Here is a 19,875-nt window from a genome sequence, read left to right as displayed (position 1 = left end):
CAGTCATGTTCAATACACAAAGACCTAGTCTTGAGGAACTGCCAAGCTCGGCACAGCTCATCCGATCGACCGTCATTGCGGGGGCGTCCGCTGCTGTGATCCTTGTCACTGTGGTTCTACCGGCCGAATACGGGATCGACCCGACAGGCATGGGCCGTGTGCTGGGGCTGCAAGAGATGGGCGAAATCAAAACGCAGCTTGCAGACGAGGCCGAAGCCGACCGGGAACTTGAAAGTCAGGATCAGTCGAGCTTGCTGAACGATGTCCTTAGCCTTTTTGTCGGTACAGCTCATGCGCAAGAGGCCGAAGTTTGGCAGGATGAGACCAGCTTTACTCTCACGCCTGGAGAGTCGGCTGAGTGGAAGCTGGTTATGGAAGAAGGCGCGACGGCAGAATATCGCATGGTCGTGACCGGCGGTCGGGTGAACTTCGACCTGCATGGTCACGGTGGCGGTCAGTCGATCACCTATGACAAGGGGCGCGGATCGACCGGTGCCGAAGGAACCATTGAAGCGGCCTTTGCCGGTGAGCATGGCTGGTTCTGGCGCAACCGCGACTCTGGTGATGTATCCGTGATGGTACAAGTCCGCGGTGACTACAGCGAGGTCATCGAATAAGCAGATCCGGCCGCCGCACAGATATCTTGTGCGGCGGCTCTTTTTGCGCCGTTCGGCTCCTTTAGGGATGTCTGATAATCCGCTGCCCGCAGTGCTACTCGGGTGCGTTCTTCAGTGACGCCATCAGGTTGTGGAACTTTTCCCCCTGCACAGCGACATGTGAGCGCAATGCACTTGCTGTTTCCTCGGGATTGCCATTGTCGAGAGCACGCACAATTTCTTCATGCTCGGACATCGACTGTGCCATGCGGCCCCGAAGCCGAAGTTGTTGTCGCCGGAAAGGTTTGAGCCGTCTGTGCAGCTTAGACGCTTCCTGTCCCAAGCGGGCGAATGGCGGTTAAATTTAGTATTTCCATGACTGATCCTCCGATCTGCCATGCCCTCCCACAACGGCAATCCGACAGTTACCAAGCCGATGCTACAAGCTTCTATCGCGCTATATCCTGGAACAAGGTGGCGAAGAAATCGTGCTTATGAATTTTGTATCTTTAGCGTTTCTCTGTATTGCGAGGGAGACTGATCGGCCCAACGCTTAAAAGACCGGCGGAATGCCCTGTCGTCAGAGTAGCCGAGTAACTGTGCAATGGCATCGACACTGAGGTCAGGATTTGAAAGCAGGCGTTTGGCATTTGCCTCGCGCACGTCTTCAAGCATTTCCCGCAGTTCCTTGCCGTGCTGGCCGACGAGCCTTTGCAGAGACCTCAGGCTAAGGTGAAGTTTTTCTGCAAGGGCCGCTGCGCCATATTCGCCAACGGCAGCGTTCTCGCAAATTGCGTCGTGCACTTTCTGCAGGTCTTGGATACCCAGATTCGAGAGGCCGTTCTCCTCATGCGCACGCTCCAAATGCGCGCGTGCGTAATCATACAAAGGTCTGCTGGATAAACGGCTAGGTCTATCAAGCGCGTCGCTGGCAATCACCAGCGTATTCCTCGGTTGTTCGAATGTTACTTTGGTACCGAAAAACTCTTCGTACTGTTCATGTTCCAGAAAAGGTTTATGCGCGAATTGGACTTCGGCAATTGCGTCAGCAAGGTCAAACCACTCGCACATTGTCCGGTACAACAACGCACAACCGAACTCTGCAGTGCCACCATTATCCAGACCATCCATCGGGTGGTATATGCCTAGGCGCGTATGTGTGGGTGTCTCTTCAAGAGTAAGATGCAGTCGATCCGAAAGGACCGATCGGTACTGAACCAGCATTTCCAATGCGTCTCGGACCGTTGGAGCAAACTCGACCGCCGAACTCACATAGCCCAGGATTGAAAACGGCGTGACTTTTGCCAGATCCAGCGTAAACGGCTCGCCCGGCAAAGACGCGGCCATCTTGTTCATGATCTTTGGGAAATCGTCCTCGTTAATCCTGGCATTCGGGTTGAGCAGTTGAGCCGGGTCGATGCCCAACTCTTCAACGATTTCCGTGACCGGAACTCCGCGCGAAATGGCATAGCTTACCATGTTGGCAGCAGCCGCTGCGATGGTCTTGTGATTCAACGGATTGTCTGCGTTCGGCACTTTGAGAGTCTTTGTTTTGGCAGCTCACACGCTGCGTCGTGTTTCTAGTGGGGAAGTGAACTGGTCGTTGCCACAATAGGCATTCGTTCGTCTAGCGACCGGTTTGTGGAATGACAATCATTTGAACCGGAATTTCGCGCCGAGTGACCGTTCGGCCAGATCGCGCGCGCTAGAACGACAGATTGGCGCAAACTGTCCGGCTGTTTGCGTGAACTGTCCTTGATCGGATGGGGCTTGCCAAGTCTTACTATGCGTCAACTCTGAAACGAGTTCACTGAAAACAATAAACTCAAGGGTTGCAGATGCGGCGCGGCTTCAAAACGAAATGCCTTTCAAGTTCCAAGCGCTGCACGGATCAGAAATCGGCCCAGCGTGCCGAATTTGAGGCTGTTCAGTAAGCTCAAGAATCAAAAGGTCTCCTGTGAATAATAGTAAAAGTAAGCGTCACGAACCGAGGGTCGTGGCTCGTGGCGGACGTCTTGTGAAGTGGAAAGGAAGGGTCGCTAGTGTTGCGCCATCCTTGTTTCTAACATCAGCATCCTTTGGTGTTCTGGGTGCGGATCTGGTTGGCGCAGAAGAGATCTCGGCCCCGCAAACCGCACAGGCTGTATTTGCCATCGACGAAGATAATAGCGTCACTTCAACGGGCGCAGTCACGGTAACTGCAGGGACAGTGACCACGACCGGCGCAGCCGCGCCCGCCGTTACGATCGACACTGATTATTCCAGCGTATTCACCAATGACGGAACGATTTCGATTGAAGGGGGCTCTGAAGCAACCCTCTATGGCCTGTTTCTGAACGGAGCACTGGGTTCGACAGGGCAGATCGTGAACAACAGTACTATCCTGGTTGACACCGACCGGTCGCCCTTTGCTCGTGCATTTGGCTTTCGGTTTGATCAGTCGTTTGCTGGCCAACTCTCCAATTCAGGGGCCGTAACGGTATCTGCAACGTCTACTACAGCATACGCGAATGCCTTTGGTGCCCAATTTGACGAAGATGTCCTGGCGTCCGGCTTCGTCGAAAACTTGGGAACGTTCGACGTAACGGCCAATGGCGAAACTCAGGCCTTGGCGTCCGGCTTCTTCTTTTACGAAGAGATGAACACCGACTTTCAGAACTCCAACTCTATTAATGTAAGTGCCAACTCCGCGTCTTCGCGGGCAACGGCCTATGGCGTCCGCTATCGTCGCGCCGCATCGGGCAATTGGTCGAACACGGGTAACATCAACGTACAGGCTGAAGGCGCGGCAGATGCACTTGCTTATGGAGCCTATGTGCCGGGACAAATTACCGGGGATGTAACAAACGCGGGTACGATTACAGTAACCGCGACAGATAACGTCAATGATGATGCCAGGGCATACGGCTTATTCTCCTACAACGGCGTGACCGGGAGCATTCTGAACAGCGGCATCGTCGACGCCCGCGCCAATGGATATTCTTCGGCGACCGCTGCAGGCTACTACGCCCTTGGTCGGCTGACCGGTGATTTCACCAACTCTGGTACGATCAACGTTGTTGCGCAGGACCAGATTGCCAAGGCCGAAGCCTACGGTCTTCAAAGCGGAAGCGGCGTAGAGGGAAACCTCGTAAACAGCGGCAACGTCAATGTCCGTGGCGTCGGGGCTACAGCAGCATCCGCCATGGGGCTGTATGTTGGAAACTATGTCGGCGGGGCTGTTGAAAACAGCGGAACCGTTACCGTGGCCGCGACGGGGCAATCGGGGGTAGCATCCGCATTCGGCCTCCACATCAATAATGATTTCAGGGACACGGTGACAAACAGTGGAGCAATTCAGGTCAGGGCCGTCGCTGAAGGGATTGGGCGAGCCGTTGGGATTTACGCCTCCGACGACCTTGAGGGCGATTTCGAAAACTCCAACTCGATCAGCGTTGTCACAAGATCAAACCGTGGGCCTGCTACGGCCAATGGTCTTGAGATCGACGACGATGCAAATGGTAACATAACGAACAGTGGAATTATCGGCGCGCAGGCCGATGGCGTGGGCTTTGCATCAGCCAGCGCAGTTAGAATTTCTGACTACCTGAACGGTGATTTTAACAACTCGCGCACGATTAGTGCCATAGCGCTCGGTCAATCATCCGAAGCAGATGCGTACGGTCTGCGTGTCGACGAAAACATGACCGGAAATATCACAAACAGCGGCACCGTATTGGCCTACGCTGATGGTGGATCATCCGCCACGGCAGCCGGGTTCAGCATTCGCGGCAGTTTGGATGGCAACGTCAATAATTCCGGCACGGTCTCAGTCGTTGCAAGAGCAGCATCTGCGGATGCCGACGCTTACGGCCTTTATGTACGACAGGGTGTGGACGGTGGTTTCACGAACAGCGGAACCTTAAGCGCAACTGCAGATGGCTTTTCATCGGCAGAGGCATATGGGCTTTTCATCATACGGGGTCTTGATGGGAATTTCACAAATTCCGGCACAATTCAGGCGTCAGCGGTGTCTCAGGCGGACGAAGCCTACGCATATGGCGTGTACGTGAGCAGTAGTGATGGCGCGACCGGGAACATCCTGAATGAAGGGTCGATCCATGTTTTGGCCAATGGTTTTTCCGGCGTATCCGCCGCGGGCGTTTACGCACCGGGGGAGATGGTTGAAAGTTTCTCAAACACCGGAACACTCGTCGTAAGAGCGTTGGATCAATCATCCAGTGTAGATGCTTACGGGCTCCAACTTGAACGAGGTATGACCGGAAACATTGAAAACAGCGGTACAATCAACATAACGGCAAACGCGGCAACGGATGCGGACGCCAGAGCCTTTCTCATCGACGAAAATCTGGATGGCAGTTTTACAAACTCTGGCTCGGTAACGGTCGACGCGACGGCCAGAGACAGCGAAGCCGAAGCATTCGGCCTTTATGTCGGTGATGAAATGAATGGCAACATCGCGAATAGCGGGATCATTGATATTCAGGCCGATGGTTATTCTTCCGCAATCGCTGCGGGTATCAGTACCTTTGACAGGCTGACTGGCGATTTCAGCAACTCGGGTACGATCACTGCGTCTGCCACGGCAGAGGACTCGGAAGCAGATGCTTATGGTCTATGGGCCGACCAAGGCATGACTGGTAATATCGTCAATCAGGGGTCCATCAGCGCTCAGGTGGACGGCTACACATCCTCGACCGCTGCAGGGGTTTTCATTTCTCGCGGTCTTGCAGGGAATTTCGACAACTCCGGCACGATTTCTGCCTCTGCAAATTCGGAGAGTTCTGAGGCCGTATCTTACGGGCTGTTTGTCTCGGACGGCATGACCGGAGATATCTCAAACAGTGGGACAATCGCGGCTCAGGGCACCGGAAGCGAGACAGCCGCCGTTCACGGCGTGTTTGTTGCAGGCGACCTTGATGGAACAGTGCAAAATTCCGGAACTGTTGATGTGTCCGCGCAGGGTACAAAGGGTGATGCGTTCGGAATTGGATTTGCCGTCGTCGATGGGGACGCCACTGGAAATGTTGATAATCTCGGCGCCATTTCCGCCTCGGCACACGGCGGCGACGACGCAACGGCTGCAGGGCTTTATTTTGACGACAACCTGATCGGCGATTTTAGAAATTCCGGCCTTATCGCCATCACAGCCAATGCCGAAACAGACGACGCCGAAGCTTTTGGCGCTTATGTCGGCATCGACCTGGTTGGTAATGTGAATAATGGCGGAAGTATCACGGCCACGGCGTCCGGCGATGAGGATGTCACCGCAGGTGGAATTTATGTCGACAATGATCTTAGCGGAAGTTTCTCCAACTCGGGATCAATCGCTACAGAAGCCGTTTCCAATGCCGACGATGCGGCAGCCAACGCGCTTTACGTTGGCAGCAATTTTGCAGGCAATATAACCAATACAGGTTCAATGATTGCTCAGGCAGCCGGGGCACAAAGTGTAGAGGCAAACACAGTTTACCTTCGTGGCGAAGTCAAAGGCGTTGTGTCCAATAGTGGATATGTAAGCGCGACGGCCAGTTTGAACAACGCTACAAGCAGCGCCATGGCAACTGCGGCGGCGTTCAATATCGAGGATTTGCAAGGCGAGTTTACCAACAGTGGAACAATTGCCGCGTCCACAACCGGCGCAGGTAATGCAAATGCCTATGGGATATATATCAAAAGCCGTGACGGGTTCGCTGGGGATATTTCGAACTCTGGCTCGATTTCTGCACAGGCAGTATCCGAAAACGGAGATGTAAGTGCCTATGCTCTGCACTTGAGCGGCGATCTTATTGGTGATTTCGAAAATGCTGGCTCGATGACGGCCGAGGCGACCGGGGCGCAAAACGTCGTGGCAAACGCGGTTCAACTTGGCGGCGAAACTACCGGTGTTGTGTCCAATGTGGGATATCTGAGTGCGCGCGTTGATTTGGAAAATGCCACAAGCCAGGCCAGCGCTACTGCCTCAGCAATTCGTATCAACAATTTGCAGGGCGAGTTTGCAAATAGCGGAACGATCGAAGCGACAGCGTCCGGCGGGGCCGGTGCAAGCGCCTATGGTCTCTACATCGAGAACCATGACGGGGTGATTTCGGATGTGGGTGCAATCTCGGCAACATCAGAAAGTGGCGAAGCCTACGCTATCTACCTGGAGACGGGCTCCGGGTCGGTAAATCTGGACACCAGTGACACAGTTACAGGTACAATCCGGGTTGCGGATCACGATGTGAATCTGGATGCACAGGGTAGAAGTGCGGTGTTCTATTTCGAGGATGCGGCCCCTGAGAATGGAACGTTCACTACAACGGTTTCTGACGACCGTTCCGTTTGGTTCGTGCAGGATGAAGGTGGCACAGATCCGGTTTATGCTGCCGTCGATTCCAGTGGGCTCTTCACTTCGCGCGATGTCATTGCGACTTACGGCGAGGCCATCGGCAGCGTTCGTGACGCACTGAACTACGATGCAGTGCCGGAAGTTGGCCGAGCCTTGTCTTTCAGTGACACAGAACCCCTCACTAAATCCGGTCTCAAGCCCTTTGCGATGATTGACGCCCAAGGGAAACGATTTGAGGATAGTTCCGGGGACAGAACCGACCTTAGTCTGATCAATAGCAGCGCCGGAATTACGGGGCAGCTGGAGAACGGAGTATCCTTGGCGCTAGGACTGGGGGTGTTCTACGCCGATGGCGACAGTGATAATTCTACCTTTGACACGAACACTGTTTACCTGAGCGTAGCCGCCGGACGACAATTCGGAGAATATCTGGTCGAAGCTGATCTGGGTTTTGGATTTCTTTCAACTGACAGAACCCGAACTATCTCGGGCAGCCCAGACGCGGATGGAGAGTACGACAGCACTCTGTTGACAGTTCGCGCCGGCATTGAGCGGGCAATCAATCTTGACGCCGGCGTTGATCTGCTGGGGTTTGGTAATGTTCGATATACCCGACAGGACGATGACAGCTATACCGAAACCGGTTCTGACGTGAATGCTACAGTGGGCGAAGTAACGACAGAAGTGTTGGAGGCACGGCTTGGGCTGGAAGCGAAGAAGTCGATCAACGGTGCCGGTACGCTCATTGGTCAATTTGGCGGTGTGCACCGCCGTAATCTGGGGGACTCGACGGCAGACGTTACTGTATTCTCCGCTACAAACTCACTGACTTTTGCTGCATCTAGTTTTACTGGGGGCAATCTATTGCTCGGCTACGAAAAGGAGTTTTCGTCTGGAGCCAAGTTGGAGCTGACTGCAGAGAAAGAGTTCGGTGGCGGGGCTCAAGGACCCTACGTAAAAGCGGGTTTAAACTGGCAATTCTGAGCGGCTCGGATAGTGGCTCAAAAACGCGCAGCTAAGCTGATGCCAATTGTTACCGGACAGTCGAGGTAAATCATTGAGTGTCTGGTTCGTTGAGAAAATATGAGTTCGATCGCCCCCAGTGTTTGTACCTGCAGCGATAGGCAGGAATGCGGGCTACGGATGCATTATGCAGATGTCCAAGCGGTGGTCGGCTTTGGGCCGTCCACTGAACTTTGCCAAGCCCGGTTTCTGCACTTTGTGGGGCAGCTTTGAAAAACTGGCAGCACATTTGGTTGAATGACTAATCACATCCTCTGGCTTGTGTACGGTCGTCCGGAAGCCACAGGTTTTGATGGTTCACTGCGAGTAGCAACAATGGTTTCTCCAATTACATCGGGGACAAATCTCTAATTTGAGCCATCGGAATTGGAGCGAAAACTGAGAGAACTGATCAGAAAGACCTAACCACACCGGTCTGAGTTTTCGATCTAATCGGAGTAATTTCGAAAATTCATAGTTAAGAATTGAAGGGCGGCTTGTGCTGCCCCGGTGCTGTCCGAACGAGAAAGCGATCCAGTATAGAGAGAAGAGTTTCTTCTACGACGTCAGATAATTTAGGGATATCTGGTGCTGCTGGAGAGAATTGAACTCTCGACCTCTCCCTTACCAAGGGAGTGCTCTACCTCTGAGCTACAGCAGCGCTGTGGCGGGTGATTAGACTCAAACGAAACGCGGCGCAAGGGTGTCTGGACGGTTTTTTTCCCCTCCTGTAGAGAAAGGCCATGGCAGACAAAAGTTCACCAAAAAAACACGGTAAATCCGACAATGCCCGCGAGGATCGCCTGAAGGCCGCTCTCAAGGCCAACCTTGCAAGGCGCAAGGCGCAGGCAAAGGCGCGGGCCACGCAGGACGATAAGCCGGGTCAGGACGAGGGATAAGAGCAGATGGATTCGATTCTGGTAACGGGCAACGGGCCGCTTCACGGCCAGATTCCGATTGCGGGGGCCAAAAACGCGTGCCTCACGTTGATGCCTGCGACATTGCTGAGCGAAGAACCGCTTACGCTGACCAACGCGCCGCGCCTCAGTGACATCAAGACGATGACGCTGTTGCTGCAATCACTGGGAGCCGAGGTGTCGTCGCTGCAGGACGGTCAGGTGCTGGCGATGTCCAGCCATGATCTGACCAGCCATACCGCCGACTACGAGATCGTGCGCAAAATGCGCGCGTCCAACCTTGTGCTAGGGCCGCTGTTGGCGCGGTTCGGTCAGGCAGTTGTGTCCTTGCCCGGCGGATGCGCAATCGGCGCCCGACCGATGGACCTGCATGTCGAAGCGCTTGAGGCGTTGGGGGCAGAAATCGAACTGAAGGACGGCTACCTGCACGCGCAGGCGCCGGGTGGCCTGAAAGGCGCAGTGCATGAGATGCGTTTTGCCTCGGTCGGGGCGACGGAAAACATGGTCATGGCGGCCACTCTGGCCAAGGGAACCACGGTACTGAAAAACGCCGCGCGCGAGCCCGAGATTGTCGATCTGGTCGAGTGTCTGCGCCAGATGGGTGCGCAGATCGAAGGCGAAGGAACGTCGACTATCGAAATTCAGGGTGTCGACCGGCTGCACGGCGCAACGCATCAGGTGGTAACAGACCGGATCGAGCTGGGCACTTACATGCTGGCCCCGGCCATCTGCGGTGGCGAGGTTGAGCTGCTAGGCGGACGCAAAAAGCTGGTAGGTTCCTTCGTTGAGAAACTGGAGGCAGCGGGCATCAGCGTGGAAGAAACCGAAAACGGTCTGACGGTCGCCCGCAAGAATGGCCGCGTCCGTGCAGTGGATGTCACGACCGAACCCTTCCCGGGCTTCCCGACCGACCTGCAGGCGCAGATGATGGCCCTGATGTGCACCGCCGAAGGATCCTCGGTGCTTGAGGAGCGTATATTTGAGAACCGTTTCATGCATGCGCCCGAACTGATGCGGATGGGCGCCCAGATCGAAGTTCACGGCGGCACGGCAACCGTGACAGGTGTCGAGGGACTGAAAGGCGCGCCGGTCATGGCGACGGACCTGCGCGCCTCGGTCTCACTGATTCTGGCCGGGCTGGCAGCAGAGGGTGAAACAACGGTCAGTCGGGTCTATCATCTGGATCGCGGTTATGAACATGTGGTGCGCAAGCTGGAAGGCGTGGGTGCAAAGATCGAACGGATCAAGGGACAATGACGGACGCAACCTTTGAAGACGGGCGCGAAGCCCCACTGAACCTTGGCGCAGAGGATGCGAATGACCTGCAGGTTATTTCGACCCTCACGCAGGATGCCATTTTCCCGGTGACCGAGATGTCATGGCGCCCGTCCGAGCGGCGCTTTGCTCTGCTGCTCAACCGATTTCGGTGGGAAGACAAGGACGCCGCGTCGCGCCGGGGCCGGGCGTATGAACGTGTGCAGTCCGTGCTGGTCTTCGACAATGTTCTGTCAGTTGCCAGTCAGGGCATAGATCGCAAGGACAAGGATGTGATCCTGTCGCTGTTGTCAGTCGATTTCGAAGCCGCAGAAGACGGCGCCGGGCAGATTCTGTTGACCCTTGCGGGCGACGGCGCGGTGCGGCTTGCAGTCGAAGCCGTAGATGCAACCCTCAGGGACGTCACCCGCCCCTACCGGGCGCCATCGGGACACGCCCCGAACCACCCGGAATAGGTGCAGAACAAGCGCGGCATATCGCAGGCGTTTTCATCAGCGCCGGAGATTGAGTTGCGAAAGGCGGCGGTCTTCGACGCCTTCGACATGAGCCGTATTCTGATCCAATCCATCACCCGCCTATGCGCGGCGGATCATGAAGGCGATCCCGAAGAAATCGCGCGCTGGACATCGAATAAGACGCCAGTGGACATGCTTAACTGGCTCAGAGGCGATCATAGGCTGTGGCTTGCCTTACTGCGCGGGGTGCCTGCGGGTGTTGGGGCCATTTCTCCTGAAGGGGAGATTTCTGTTCTTTACGTCTCACCCGAAAGCACCGGTAAAGGTGTGGGTTCTGCCTTGCTGTCCGGACTTGAGGAAGAGCTGAAGCGGTCCGGTCACGCGGTCGCGGCGCTCAAAAGCACAAAAACCGCGCGGGAATTCTATCTGAACCGGGGATGGCAACCCGATAGGTCGTCAGAGGCCCCTACCGAAAACAGAATGATCAAGCCGCTGTAAGATCACGCCGCCCTGCGCAAATCGCTGCACCCTCGTGGTGAAGGCTTGAGGACACACTTGTCGGGCGATATGTCCCGGACAAACGCCAGAGGACCCGATCATGCCCGTCTTTCTAGATTCCACATCCCCCGACTTCGAATCTGCGTTCTTGGCCCTGCTCGGCGCCAAGCGCGAAGACAGCCCGGATGTGGATGCCGTGGTGGCGCAGATCATCGACGACGTGCGCACACGCGGCGATGCTGCCGTCATCGAACTGACGGCCAAGTTTGACCGGCTGGAACTGATATCGGATTCTCTGGCCTTCAGCGATGCGGAAATCGCTCAGGCGGCGAACTCGGTCTCCTCCGATGACCGCGCAGCGCTGGAACTGGCCGCCGAGCGTATTCGGGCCTATCACGAACGGCAGTTGCCGCAGGATCAGGAATGGACAGACGAAACCGGGGCCACTCTGGGCTGGCGCTGGTCAGCGGTTTCGGCAGCCGGGCTTTACGTTCCGGGTGGTCTGGCCTCTTATCCATCTTCGGTGCTGATGAATGCGATCCCGGCCAAGGTGGCAGGAGTGGAGCGGTTGGCGATTGTTGTGCCGACACCGGACGGGCAGGTGAACCCGCTGGTCCTGCTGGCCGCGCAACTGTCCGGCGTGGATGAGATTTACCGCATCGGCGGTGCGCAGGCGGTTGCAGCCCTGGCCTACGGCACCGAAACGATCCGACCGGTGGACAAGATCACCGGCCCCGGCAACGCCTTTGTTGCCGCAGCCAAGCGGCGGGTGTTCGGCAAGGTTGGCATCGACATGATCGCGGGGCCGTCGGAAATTCTGGTCATTGCCGACAAGGACAACGATCCCGATTGGATTGCGCTGGACCTGCTCAGCCAGGCCGAGCACGACGAAAGCGCGCAGTCGATCCTGATCACTGATGATGCCGCCTTTGGACAGGCTGTCGCGCAAGCCGTGGACAAACGTCTGGAAACCCTCGAACGGCGCGCGATCGCGGGGCCAAGCTGGCGTGACTTCGGCGCAGTGATCACCGTTCCTGATCTGGATACAGCCGCCACCCTGTCCAACCGAATCGCGCCCGAACATCTGGAGCTTTGCGTGGCCGACCCGGTCACGCTCAGCGCCAAAACCATTCATGCAGGCGCGATCTTTCTGGGTCAGTACACCCCTGAAGCCATCGGGGATTATGTCGGCGGACCGAACCACGTGCTACCCACCGCCCGCTCGGCGCGCTTTTCATCCGGCCTCAGCGTGATGGATTTCCTCAAACGCACGACGCTCAGCCAGATGACGCCCGAGGCTTTGCGCGCCATCGGCCCGTCAGCTGAGCGCTTGGCACAATCGGAAAGCCTTGAGGCGCATGGGCTTTCCGTGCGCGCCCGGCTGGATCGCCTGAACGGTTGATTTGACGCATCAGTCTGGCAAATGTGCCGGTTCCGTGCGTTGCCGATCGAATTTCGTTGATATAGGTCTGTCCCGACCCGAAAGGACCGTGATCAAAAGATGACTCGGATATCGCATATTGAACTGGATGACCGTAACCTGCCTCCGCCAACACCGGAGATCGAGCAGGAGCGCAAGGTCGCCATCTTCGACCTGCTCGAGGAGAACTCGTTCTCCCTGCCCAGTCGCGATGACCGGGTGGTGCCGGATGGTCCCTATCACGTGCAGCTTTCCATCCGCGAAAAGCGGCTGGTTTTTGATATCGAAACCGAAGACAGCCAGAAAGCGGCCGAGTTCCATCTGTCGCTTGGTCCGTTCCGGCAGGTGGTCAAAGATTATTTCCAGATTTGCGAAAGCTATTTCAACGCCGTGAAAACGCTGCCTCCCAGTCAGATCGAAACCATCGACATGGCCCGGCGCGGCATTCACAATGAAGGCAGCCGCGTCCTGCAGGAGCGGCTTGAGGGAAAGGCCGATATCGACACCGACACCGCCCGCCGCCTTTTCACGCTGATCTGCGTGCTGCATTTCGGAGGCTAACGCGTGCAGCCGCTTCCGCATTCGGTTCTGTTCTGTTGTGACCACAACTCGGTCCGCTCGCCGATGGCCGAAGGCATCATGAAAAAGTTCTACGGAACCGGAACCTATGTTCAGTCGGCGGGTGTCCACAACGACCTCGAAATCGACGGATTCTGCATCGCAGTCTGTCAGGAGATCAATGTCGAGCTTTCGCGCCACCGCTCGCGTTCCTTCGACGAGATGGAACAGTGGGGCGATGACCTCAGTTCCTTCGACCTGATTATCGCGCTGTCTCCGGCAAGCCAGCGAAAGGCGCTGGAACTTACGCGTTTTTTTCACCTCGATGTCGAATATTGGCCAATAATGGACCCTACCGGACTGGGCGAGGCGCGGGAACAGAAGTTACATCACTACAGACAAACCCGCGATCAGATCATCCAGCACCTCACGGAACGCTGGGGAGAACCCAGAGAGATATCATGAACCAGACCATCCAGAACTATTTCGAAGCCTTCAATGCCGGTGACGTTGACGGAATGCTGGCCTGCCTGTCCGATGACATTGCCCATCACGTGAACGAAGGTCAGATTCGCGTCGGCAAGGAACAGTTCTCTGAATTCTGCGCCCACATGAACCGCTGCTACAAAGAGCTTCTGACCGACATGGTCATATTCGAAGCCGAGGGCGGCACCCGTGCGGCGGCGGAATTCATCGTGAACGGCACCTATCTGGAAACCGATGCGGGCTTGCCCGAAGCGAACGGCCAGACCTACCGCTTGCCTGCCGGGTCATTCTTTGACCTGAAGGATGGCAAAATCACCCGCGTGACCACGTTCTACAATCTGGCGGATTGGGTAAAGCAGGTCTCGAATGGCTAAGGTTTCCGAGGTTCGCGCCCTGACCGGACCCGCGCTGGAAAACGCGCTGGACGACGTGGCGCGCCTTCGGATCGACGTATTTCGCGCCTGGCCGTATCTCTATGATGGCGATCTGGAGTACGAACGCAGCTACCTACAATCCTACCGCGACAGCGCTGGCGCCCTTGTTGTCGGCGCCTTTGATGGCGACACACTGATCGGCGCCTCAACCGGCGCGCCCCTTGTCGATCACGCCGACGACTTCGCGGCAGCGTTCGAGGGAACCGGACTGGATCTGGGCGACATATTCTATTGCGCCGAATCCGTCCTGCTGCCTGCCTATCGCGGGCAGGGCGTCGGGCATAAGTTCTTTGACCTGCGCGAGGCCCACGCCCGCAGTCTGGGTTTTCCCAAATGCGCCTTCTGCGGCGTTCAACGCCCCGCCGACCACCCCATGCGCCCAGACACCTATCGCCCGCTCGATGCGTTCTGGCGTGCGCGAGGGTACGAACCGCTGCCCGGAGCTATCGCTCAGTTCTCGTGGAAGGATTTGGGCGAAGATGAGGAAACGCTAAAGCCGCTGCAGTTCTGGATTCGGGATTTATAGCCCTGCTCACTGATTTTGGGCGTTCACGGCCCGAAATCTGACAAGGAAGCAGGATATTATCGACGTTGCCGGGGGATTTAGTCGCGCTGCTGCGGACCTATCCCAAGGCCGAGTTCGTCCCCGTAATGGAATATTGCATCGCTAGGTTTTTGGATCAGAGGTTGCCGGGTCGAAGTTCTTCTGAAAGAACCTTACTTTCGGCTTCCTCGTTGCCCGCTCAACAGGCGTAAGACAGGTAAACCAGAGCACCCCCCGGAAAATTGGACTGAGGGTGGCCGGACACCACCCTCAAATACTCTTTTATCGTGCGAACTTCTTATGCTTCAACCGTTTGGGTTCCAGCGCATCCGGTCCCAGACGGCGCTTCTTGTCTTCTTCATAGTCCTCGAAGTTGCCCTCGAACCATTCCACATGCGCATCGCCCTCAAAGGCCAGTATATGCGTGCAGATGCGGTCGAGGAAGAAGCGGTCGTGCGAGATGACCACGGCGCAGCCAGCGAAATCGACCAGAGCGTCTTCCAGCGCACGTAGGGTTTCAACGTCCAGATCGTTGGTCGGTTCGTCGAGCAGCAGGACGTTGCCGCCCTCTTTCAGCAGGCGGGCCATGTGGACGCGATTGCGCTCACCCCCTGACAGTAGCGAGACCTTCTTCTGCTGGTCACCGCCCTTGAAGTTGAAGGACGAGCAATAAGCGCGCGAATTGACCTGCGCGTCGCCCAATTGAATGATCTCGGCACCGCCGGTGATTGCCTCCCACACAGTGTCGTTATCCTTGAGGTCGTCGCGGGACTGGTCGACATAAGACAGCTCGACCGTGTCGCCCAGCGTGATGGTACCACTGTCAGGCTGCTCCTGACCGGTGAGCATCTTGAACAGGGTCGATTTACCGGCGCCGTTGGGGCCGATGACGCCGACAATGCCGCCGGGAGGCAGGGCAAAGTCCAGCCCTTCGATCAGTTGCTTGTCGCCCATGTGCTTCGACAGACCCTCGACCTCGATCACCTTGCCGCCAAGGCGCTGGCCGTTGGGGATGACGATCTGGGCGCGGGTCAGCTTTTCGCGTTCGGACTGTTCGGCCAGCTCGTTATAGGCGTTGATCCGAGCCTTGGATTTGGCCTGACGCGCCTTTTGACCTTGGCGCATCCATTCCAATTCGCGCTGCAGGGTCTTCTGCTTGGACTTGTCCTCGCGGGCTTCCTGCTCCAGCCGTTTGGCCTTTTGTTCCAGCCATGCGGAATAGTTGCCCTCGTAGGGAATGCCGCGGCCACGATCGAGTTCGAGGATCCAGCCGGTGATGTCATCCAGGAAATAGCGGTCGTGGGTGACGATCAGGATGGTGCCTTTGTAATCTATCAGGTGCTGTTGCAGCCAGGCGATGGTCTCGGCGTCCAGGTGGTTGGTCGGTTCGTCCAAGAGCAGCATGTCGGGTGCTTCGAGCAGCAACTTGCAGAGCGCCACCCGGCGTTTCTCACCACCCGAGAGATTGGCGATGTTGGCATCATCCGGCGGGCAGCGCAGCGCCTCCATCGAGACATCGATCTGGCTGTCGAGGTCCCACAGGTTTTCGGCGTCGATCGCGTCCTGCAGGGTGGTCATTTCCTCCATCAGCTCGTCCGAGTAATTCTCGGCGATCTCCATTGCGATCTCGTTGAACCGGTCGACCTTGGCCTTTTTCGCGGCCACGCCCAGCATGACGTTCTCGCGGACGGTCAGAGATTCATCCAGCTGCGGTTCCTGCGGCAGATAGCCAACCTTGGCGCCTTCGGCGGCCCAGGCCTCACCCGAAAAATCGGTGTCGAGGCCAGCCATGATCTTCATCAATGTCGATTTACCCGCGCCGTTGACGCCGACGACGCCGATTTTCACGCCGGGCAGAAAGCTCAGGTGGATGTTTTCAAAGCACTTCTTGCCACCGGGATAAGTCTTTGAGACACCCTGCATGTGGTAGACATATTGATAGGCGGCCATGTCGCGTCCTCTGGGTCGGGGAAATCAGGTTGGAACGCTGGATATCTGAGGCGGGCGGGCGGGGCAAGCTGGTGGTTTTGTGAATTCTGACGGGTGTAGGATTCAGTTAGATTAACTTCGTAAAAGGAAGGCGCGGTTTGTCAGAACTATCAGAGTTGATTGCCAGTTGGGCACAATCCGGAAGTATTTACTGGATCGGCCTGCGACCCGAGCGTCGGGTTAAGATGTTTGTAGTGGATGAGGCTAATATCTCAATCAGCGGACTGGATGGCGACCGCAGCCGCGCGGGCAAGCGCGCAGTGACTTTGATCCAGCAGGAGCATCTGGCGGCGATTGGCAGCTTTCTCGGACAACGGCCGGTCACGCCGGACGTACTGAGGCGTAATCTGGTCGTGTCTGGCATTAATTTGGCAGCACTTAAAGGGCGTGAGGTACAGGTGGGCGAAGCCATTTTGCGCCTCACCGTCATCTGCGCGCCGTGCAGCCGGATGGAGGAAGCGCTGGGTAAGGGCGGCTATTCTGCCGTGCGCGGGCATGGGGGATGGTGCGCCGAGGTGGTGCGGCCCGGTCGGGTCAGGCTGGGCGATGCGGTGCAACCGATTGATTGACAAGCCCTGCCGAATTTGAACATCAGCAAAGGATGATGCGGTATTCGATCCCTTATTCGCGACCCGGGCAGGTCGTGGGGCTGTTCGGCGGGTCATTCGATCCGCCACATCAAGGCCATGTGCATGTAACGCTGGAGGCAATGAAAGCCTTTGGGCTGGATCGGGTGTGGTGGCTGGTTTCACCGGGCAACCCGCTGAAGAAGAAAGGCCCTGCACCGCTGCCGCAACGAATCGAGGCGGCGCGACAACTGATGCGACACCCGGGTGTCGAGGTGACGGGGATTGAAGCGCTGACAGGGACCCGTGCGACGGCCGATACGCTTGCCGCTTTGAAAAAACTCTATCCCGGCGTGCGGTTTGTCTGGCTTATGGGGGCTGACAATCTGGCGCAGCTTCACCTTTGGCAGGACTGGCGGATGATCATGGATACGGTTCCCGTGGGTGTTGTGGCGCGTCCGGGTGATCGGATTTCGGCACGCATGTCTCCTGCGGCGCGTGCCTATGGTAGATACAGAATTGACGGTCAGGCCCGGCGCCTGCTGGGACGGGCTGCGGCACCTGCATGGTGCTTCGTGAACGTGCCGATGGTCAATCTGAGCTCGACCGAGATTCGCACGCGCGGCGACTGGAATTCCGGGTTGTTGCGGGAATAGCAACGTTGCGCGCATAATACGGGAAACGCTGTTGCATGGCGGCAGTCTCTGGGATTTTATTTACCCATGGTTGATCGGATTTCACGTCGGCTATTTCTTGCAGGTCTGGGCGCTGTTCTGACCCCGGCTGCGGGATTGGCCAATGCACCAGCAGTTTCTCTAAGACCCCAGTTGCGCGCGACCGACCTGAACGGAGTTGAACGGTTTGTCCGCTCGGCTGGACTAAAAGGTGAAGTTGTCTTTGCTGTCGCCGATGTCGGATCCGGATCGCAGCTGGAGGCGTTCGGGGGCGACGAAGGGTTGCCGCCGGCAAGCGTCGCCAAGGCCCTGACGGCGCTGTACGCTTTGGATGTATTAGGGCCAGATCATCGTTTTGAGACGCGGCTGATGGCTGACGGCGAGATCGAGAATGGCATATTGCATGGTGATCTGATCTTGGTCGGCGGGGGCGATCCGCTGTTGGATACCAATGCCCTTGCCACCATGGCCGCCAATCTGAGAGAGGCCGGTATCACCGAGGTCCGGGGGGCGTTCAAAGTCTATGACGGAGCGTTTCCCTATGTATTCAGCATAGATCCGTCACAGCCGGACCACGTTGGTTACAGCCCGGCTGTCAGCGGGATTTCGCTGAACTTCAACCGCGTGCATTTTGAATGGAAGCGCGCAACCACGGGCTACGCTGTTTCGATGGATGCCCGCAGTTCCAAGTATACGCCCGCCGTTCAGATGGCGGACATGCGGGTCGCAAAGCGCGGCTTGCCGATCTACACCTATCAGGCCAGCGCGCGGGTCGACAGATGGACGGTTGCGGACAGCGCGCTTGGCAAGGGTGGCGCGCGCTGGTTGCCAGTTCGCAAACCCGCCCTTTACGCGGGTGATGTGTTCAGGACTCTGGCGCGGGCCAACGGCGTTGTTCTGGGCCGCGTTCAGCTTATCCGTGAGGTTCCGCACGGTACCGTTCTGACGGTGCATCAAAGCACTCCACTGAACAGCATTCTCAAGGGGATGTTGAAATATTCAACCAACCTGACCGCCGAGATGGTCGGCATGGCGGCGACGCGGGCGCGGGGTGTCATGCCTGCGGACCTGAAAGGATCGGCCGACGAGATGAACCGGTGGGCCTTCGAGAAATTCGGGGCATCCCGGATAAGGATGGTCGATCACTCGGGGCTTGGCGACGCGTCGCGCATGGCGCCCGAAGATCTGGTTCTGGCATTGGTTGCCGCCCGTAAGGACGGTATGTTGCGCCCCCTGTTGAAATCGTTTTCGTTGAAGGATGCCAAGGGGCGGCCGATCAAGGGCCATCCGATCAAGGTTGCCGCCAAGACGGGGACGCTGAACTTTGTCTCGGGGCTGGGCGGTTTCATCACCACGGCCGGGGGGGCGGAACTGGCTTTTGCGATCTTCACCGCCGACATCCCGCATCGCGCCACGATCAGCCGCGAAAACCGTGAGCGACCGCAAGGCGCGCGCGCGTGGAACCGCAAATCGCGCAAGCTGCAGCAGGCCCTGATCGAACGCTGGGGTTCACAGTACGGCAGTTGAACCGGCGGATTGCAATGCCGTTTCGCCCGGCAAAATGAACATTCCGCGCGCGGGGGCGGATGAGCAAAGTTCCTCCAATATCCCGTCGTTAGCGGAACTTATGTGCTAACTTCCCTTGCTTCGTGCCCGGTGCGATGCCATATCCATGGGGCTTACGTTTTTCTATTTCGACCTACTGTCTCCGATTCCGGCGTTCAGTCTATCGATACAGACAACGACGCCAGGCTGTCACAATTCCGTGGGCAGCACCAATTCAGGAGACAACGGAATGCCCGCAGGCACCGTAAAATGGTTCAACACCACCAAAGGCTACGGCTTTATCGCACCCGAAGATGGCGGCAAAGACGTGTTCGTTCACATCTCGTCCGTCGAGCGTTCGGGCCTCACCGGTCTGGCCGACAACCAGAAAGTCACATACGAGCTGCGCTCGGGTCGTGACGGCCGCGAAAGCGCGGACAATATCGAACTGGCATAAGCCATTGCGAAGGTGGGCAAATTGCCCACCTTTCACTGCCCGACACCCACCACGCGCCCTGACTGGGTACGCGATTGTGTGGCGTATAAAATACATCACAAGTCAGTTACTTTTCGCCTCCCGATTGA

Annotated in this window: 16 protein-coding genes, 1 tRNA gene and 2 pseudogenes; 15 read left to right on the top strand and 4 right to left on the bottom strand. The window is 57.1% G+C overall.

Annotated elements, in window-relative coordinates:
- Nucleotides 1-5: 5 nt before the first annotated feature.
- Entirely contained in the window at nt 6-617 is a 612-nt protein-coding gene (locus tag ACR0NW_RS17080) for a transmembrane anchor protein (RefSeq protein WP_480451373.1), read from the top strand.
- Between the two features lie 94 nt (nt 618-711).
- Here the strand turns inward: ACR0NW_RS17080 and ACR0NW_RS17075 are convergent.
- Both ACR0NW_RS17075 and ACR0NW_RS17070 read right to left on the bottom strand, forming a co-directional pair.
- Nucleotides 712-939, bottom strand: a pseudogene (locus ACR0NW_RS17075) (FCD domain-containing protein); the annotation flags it as partial.
- 149 nt (nt 940-1,088) lie between these two features.
- The gene (locus tag ACR0NW_RS17070) at nt 1,089-2,075 is read right to left on the bottom strand and encodes an AraC family transcriptional regulator (RefSeq protein ID WP_480451653.1); all 987 of its coding nucleotides are present in this window, start codon (nt 2,073-2,075) and stop codon (nt 1,089-1,091) included.
- A gap of 577 nt (nt 2,076-2,652) precedes the next feature.
- Here ACR0NW_RS17070 and ACR0NW_RS17065 point away from each other — a divergent pair.
- A complete protein-coding gene (locus ACR0NW_RS17065) occupies nt 2,653-7,911 on the top strand; it encodes a beta strand repeat-containing protein (protein ID WP_480451375.1) in 5,259 nt (1,752 codons plus the stop codon).
- Nucleotides 7,912-8,515: 604 nt separating this feature from the next.
- On the opposite strand, the gene ACR0NW_RS17060 is transcribed toward ACR0NW_RS17065, so the two are convergent.
- Nucleotides 8,516-8,590 (bottom strand) — tRNA-Thr (locus ACR0NW_RS17060).
- 82 nt (nt 8,591-8,672) lie between these two features.
- Between ACR0NW_RS17060 and ACR0NW_RS17055 the strand changes: the two genes are divergently transcribed.
- The 9 genes and pseudogenes from ACR0NW_RS17055 to ACR0NW_RS17015 all read left to right on the top strand — a co-directional run bounded on the left by ACR0NW_RS17055 (nt 8,673) and on the right by ACR0NW_RS17015 (nt 14,498).
- On the top strand, nt 8,673-8,828 hold the full coding sequence (locus ACR0NW_RS17055; protein ID WP_480451376.1) for a hypothetical protein: 156 nt from the start codon (nt 8,673-8,675) through the stop codon (nt 8,826-8,828).
- A gap of 6 nt (nt 8,829-8,834) precedes the next feature.
- Nucleotides 8,835-10,103 (top strand): UDP-N-acetylglucosamine 1-carboxyvinyltransferase, encoded by a 1,269-nt coding sequence (gene murA, locus ACR0NW_RS17050; RefSeq protein ID WP_480451377.1) that lies wholly within the window; start codon nt 8,835-8,837, stop codon nt 10,101-10,103.
- Entirely contained in the window at nt 10,100-10,576 is a 477-nt protein-coding gene (locus ACR0NW_RS17045) for a DUF2948 family protein (RefSeq protein WP_480451378.1), read from the top strand. Before murA ends, ACR0NW_RS17045 begins: the two co-directional genes overlap by 4 nt.
- Before the next feature lie 54 nt (nt 10,577-10,630).
- Nucleotides 10,631-11,074, top strand: a complete 444-nt coding sequence (locus tag ACR0NW_RS17040; protein ID WP_480451379.1) for a GNAT family N-acetyltransferase — start codon at nt 10,631-10,633, stop codon at nt 11,072-11,074.
- 100 nt (nt 11,075-11,174) lie between these two features.
- Entirely contained in the window at nt 11,175-12,476 is a 1,302-nt protein-coding gene (hisD, locus tag ACR0NW_RS17035; RefSeq protein WP_480451381.1) for a histidinol dehydrogenase, read from the top strand.
- Nucleotides 12,477-12,572: 96 nt separating this feature from the next.
- Nucleotides 12,573-13,055: pseudogene (locus tag ACR0NW_RS17030) on the top strand (UPF0262 family protein); the annotation flags it as partial.
- 3 nt (nt 13,056-13,058) lie between these two features.
- A complete protein-coding gene (locus ACR0NW_RS17025; RefSeq protein WP_480451382.1) occupies nt 13,059-13,517 on the top strand; it encodes an arsenate-mycothiol transferase ArsC in 459 nt (152 codons plus the stop codon).
- Entirely contained in the window at nt 13,514-13,912 is a 399-nt protein-coding gene (locus ACR0NW_RS17020) for a ketosteroid isomerase-related protein (protein WP_480451383.1), read from the top strand. Before ACR0NW_RS17025 ends, ACR0NW_RS17020 begins: the two co-directional genes overlap by 4 nt.
- Nucleotides 13,905-14,498: a GNAT family N-acetyltransferase gene (locus ACR0NW_RS17015; RefSeq protein ID WP_480451385.1), complete on the top strand. Its 594-nt coding sequence runs from the start codon at nt 13,905-13,907 to the stop codon at nt 14,496-14,498. Before ACR0NW_RS17020 ends, ACR0NW_RS17015 begins: the two co-directional genes overlap by 8 nt.
- 300 nt (nt 14,499-14,798) lie before the next feature.
- Here ACR0NW_RS17015 and ettA read toward each other — a convergent pair whose 3' ends face one another.
- Entirely contained in the window at nt 14,799-16,466 is a 1,668-nt protein-coding gene (gene ettA, locus ACR0NW_RS17010; protein WP_480451387.1) for an energy-dependent translational throttle protein EttA, read from the bottom strand.
- A 137-nt stretch (nt 16,467-16,603) separates the two neighbouring features.
- Here ettA and ACR0NW_RS17005 point away from each other — a divergent pair, with 137 nt between their 5' ends.
- From ACR0NW_RS17005 to ACR0NW_RS16990, 4 genes are all read left to right on the top strand, one after another.
- Entirely contained in the window at nt 16,604-17,074 is a 471-nt protein-coding gene (locus ACR0NW_RS17005; RefSeq protein WP_480451388.1) for an MOSC domain-containing protein, read from the top strand.
- 35 nt (nt 17,075-17,109) lie between these two features.
- The gene (locus ACR0NW_RS17000; RefSeq protein ID WP_480451389.1) at nt 17,110-17,727 is read left to right on the top strand and encodes a nicotinate-nucleotide adenylyltransferase; all 618 of its coding nucleotides are present in this window, start codon (nt 17,110-17,112) and stop codon (nt 17,725-17,727) included.
- A 66-nt stretch (nt 17,728-17,793) separates the two neighbouring features.
- The gene (gene dacB / locus ACR0NW_RS16995; protein ID WP_480451391.1) at nt 17,794-19,272 is read left to right on the top strand and encodes a D-alanyl-D-alanine carboxypeptidase/D-alanyl-D-alanine endopeptidase; all 1,479 of its coding nucleotides are present in this window, start codon (nt 17,794-17,796) and stop codon (nt 19,270-19,272) included.
- Between the two features lie 268 nt (nt 19,273-19,540).
- Nucleotides 19,541-19,747: a cold-shock protein gene (locus ACR0NW_RS16990; RefSeq protein WP_155149991.1), complete on the top strand. Its 207-nt coding sequence runs from the start codon at nt 19,541-19,543 to the stop codon at nt 19,745-19,747.
- The last annotated feature ends 128 nt before the right edge of the window (nt 19,748-19,875 follow it).

The sequence above is a fragment of the Ruegeria sp. CF5 genome (assembly GCF_056537325.1).
The sequence above is the reverse complement of the archived record's forward strand: the minus strand, read 5'-3'. Positions and strand labels throughout refer to the sequence as shown.

What these genes read in the sequence shown, in the direction of transcription:
- ACR0NW_RS17080 (WP_480451373.1), top strand. Translation starts at nt 6, where the DNA reads ATGTTCAATACACAAAGACCTAGTCTTGAGGAACTGCCAAGCTCGGCA.
- ACR0NW_RS17070 (WP_480451653.1), bottom strand. Translation starts at nt 2,075, where the DNA reads ATGGTAAGCTATGCCATTTCGCGCGGAGTTCCGGTCACGGAAATCGTT.
- ACR0NW_RS17055 (WP_480451376.1), top strand. Translation starts at nt 8,673, where the DNA reads ATGGCAGACAAAAGTTCACCAAAAAAACACGGTAAATCCGACAATGCC.
- murA (WP_480451377.1), top strand. Translation starts at nt 8,835, where the DNA reads ATGGATTCGATTCTGGTAACGGGCAACGGGCCGCTTCACGGCCAGATT.
- ACR0NW_RS17045 (WP_480451378.1), top strand. Translation starts at nt 10,100, where the DNA reads ATGACGGACGCAACCTTTGAAGACGGGCGCGAAGCCCCACTGAACCTT.
- hisD (WP_480451381.1), top strand. Translation starts at nt 11,175, where the DNA reads ATGCCCGTCTTTCTAGATTCCACATCCCCCGACTTCGAATCTGCGTTC.
- ACR0NW_RS17020 (WP_480451383.1), top strand. Translation starts at nt 13,514, where the DNA reads ATGAACCAGACCATCCAGAACTATTTCGAAGCCTTCAATGCCGGTGAC.
- ACR0NW_RS17015 (WP_480451385.1), top strand. Translation starts at nt 13,905, where the DNA reads ATGGCTAAGGTTTCCGAGGTTCGCGCCCTGACCGGACCCGCGCTGGAA.
- ettA (WP_480451387.1), bottom strand. Translation starts at nt 16,466, where the DNA reads ATGGCCGCCTATCAATATGTCTACCACATGCAGGGTGTCTCAAAGACT.
- ACR0NW_RS17000 (WP_480451389.1), top strand. Translation starts at nt 17,110, where the DNA reads ATGCGGTATTCGATCCCTTATTCGCGACCCGGGCAGGTCGTGGGGCTG.
- dacB (WP_480451391.1), top strand. Translation starts at nt 17,794, where the DNA reads ATGGTTGATCGGATTTCACGTCGGCTATTTCTTGCAGGTCTGGGCGCT.
- ACR0NW_RS16990 (WP_155149991.1), top strand. Translation starts at nt 19,541, where the DNA reads ATGCCCGCAGGCACCGTAAAATGGTTCAACACCACCAAAGGCTACGGC.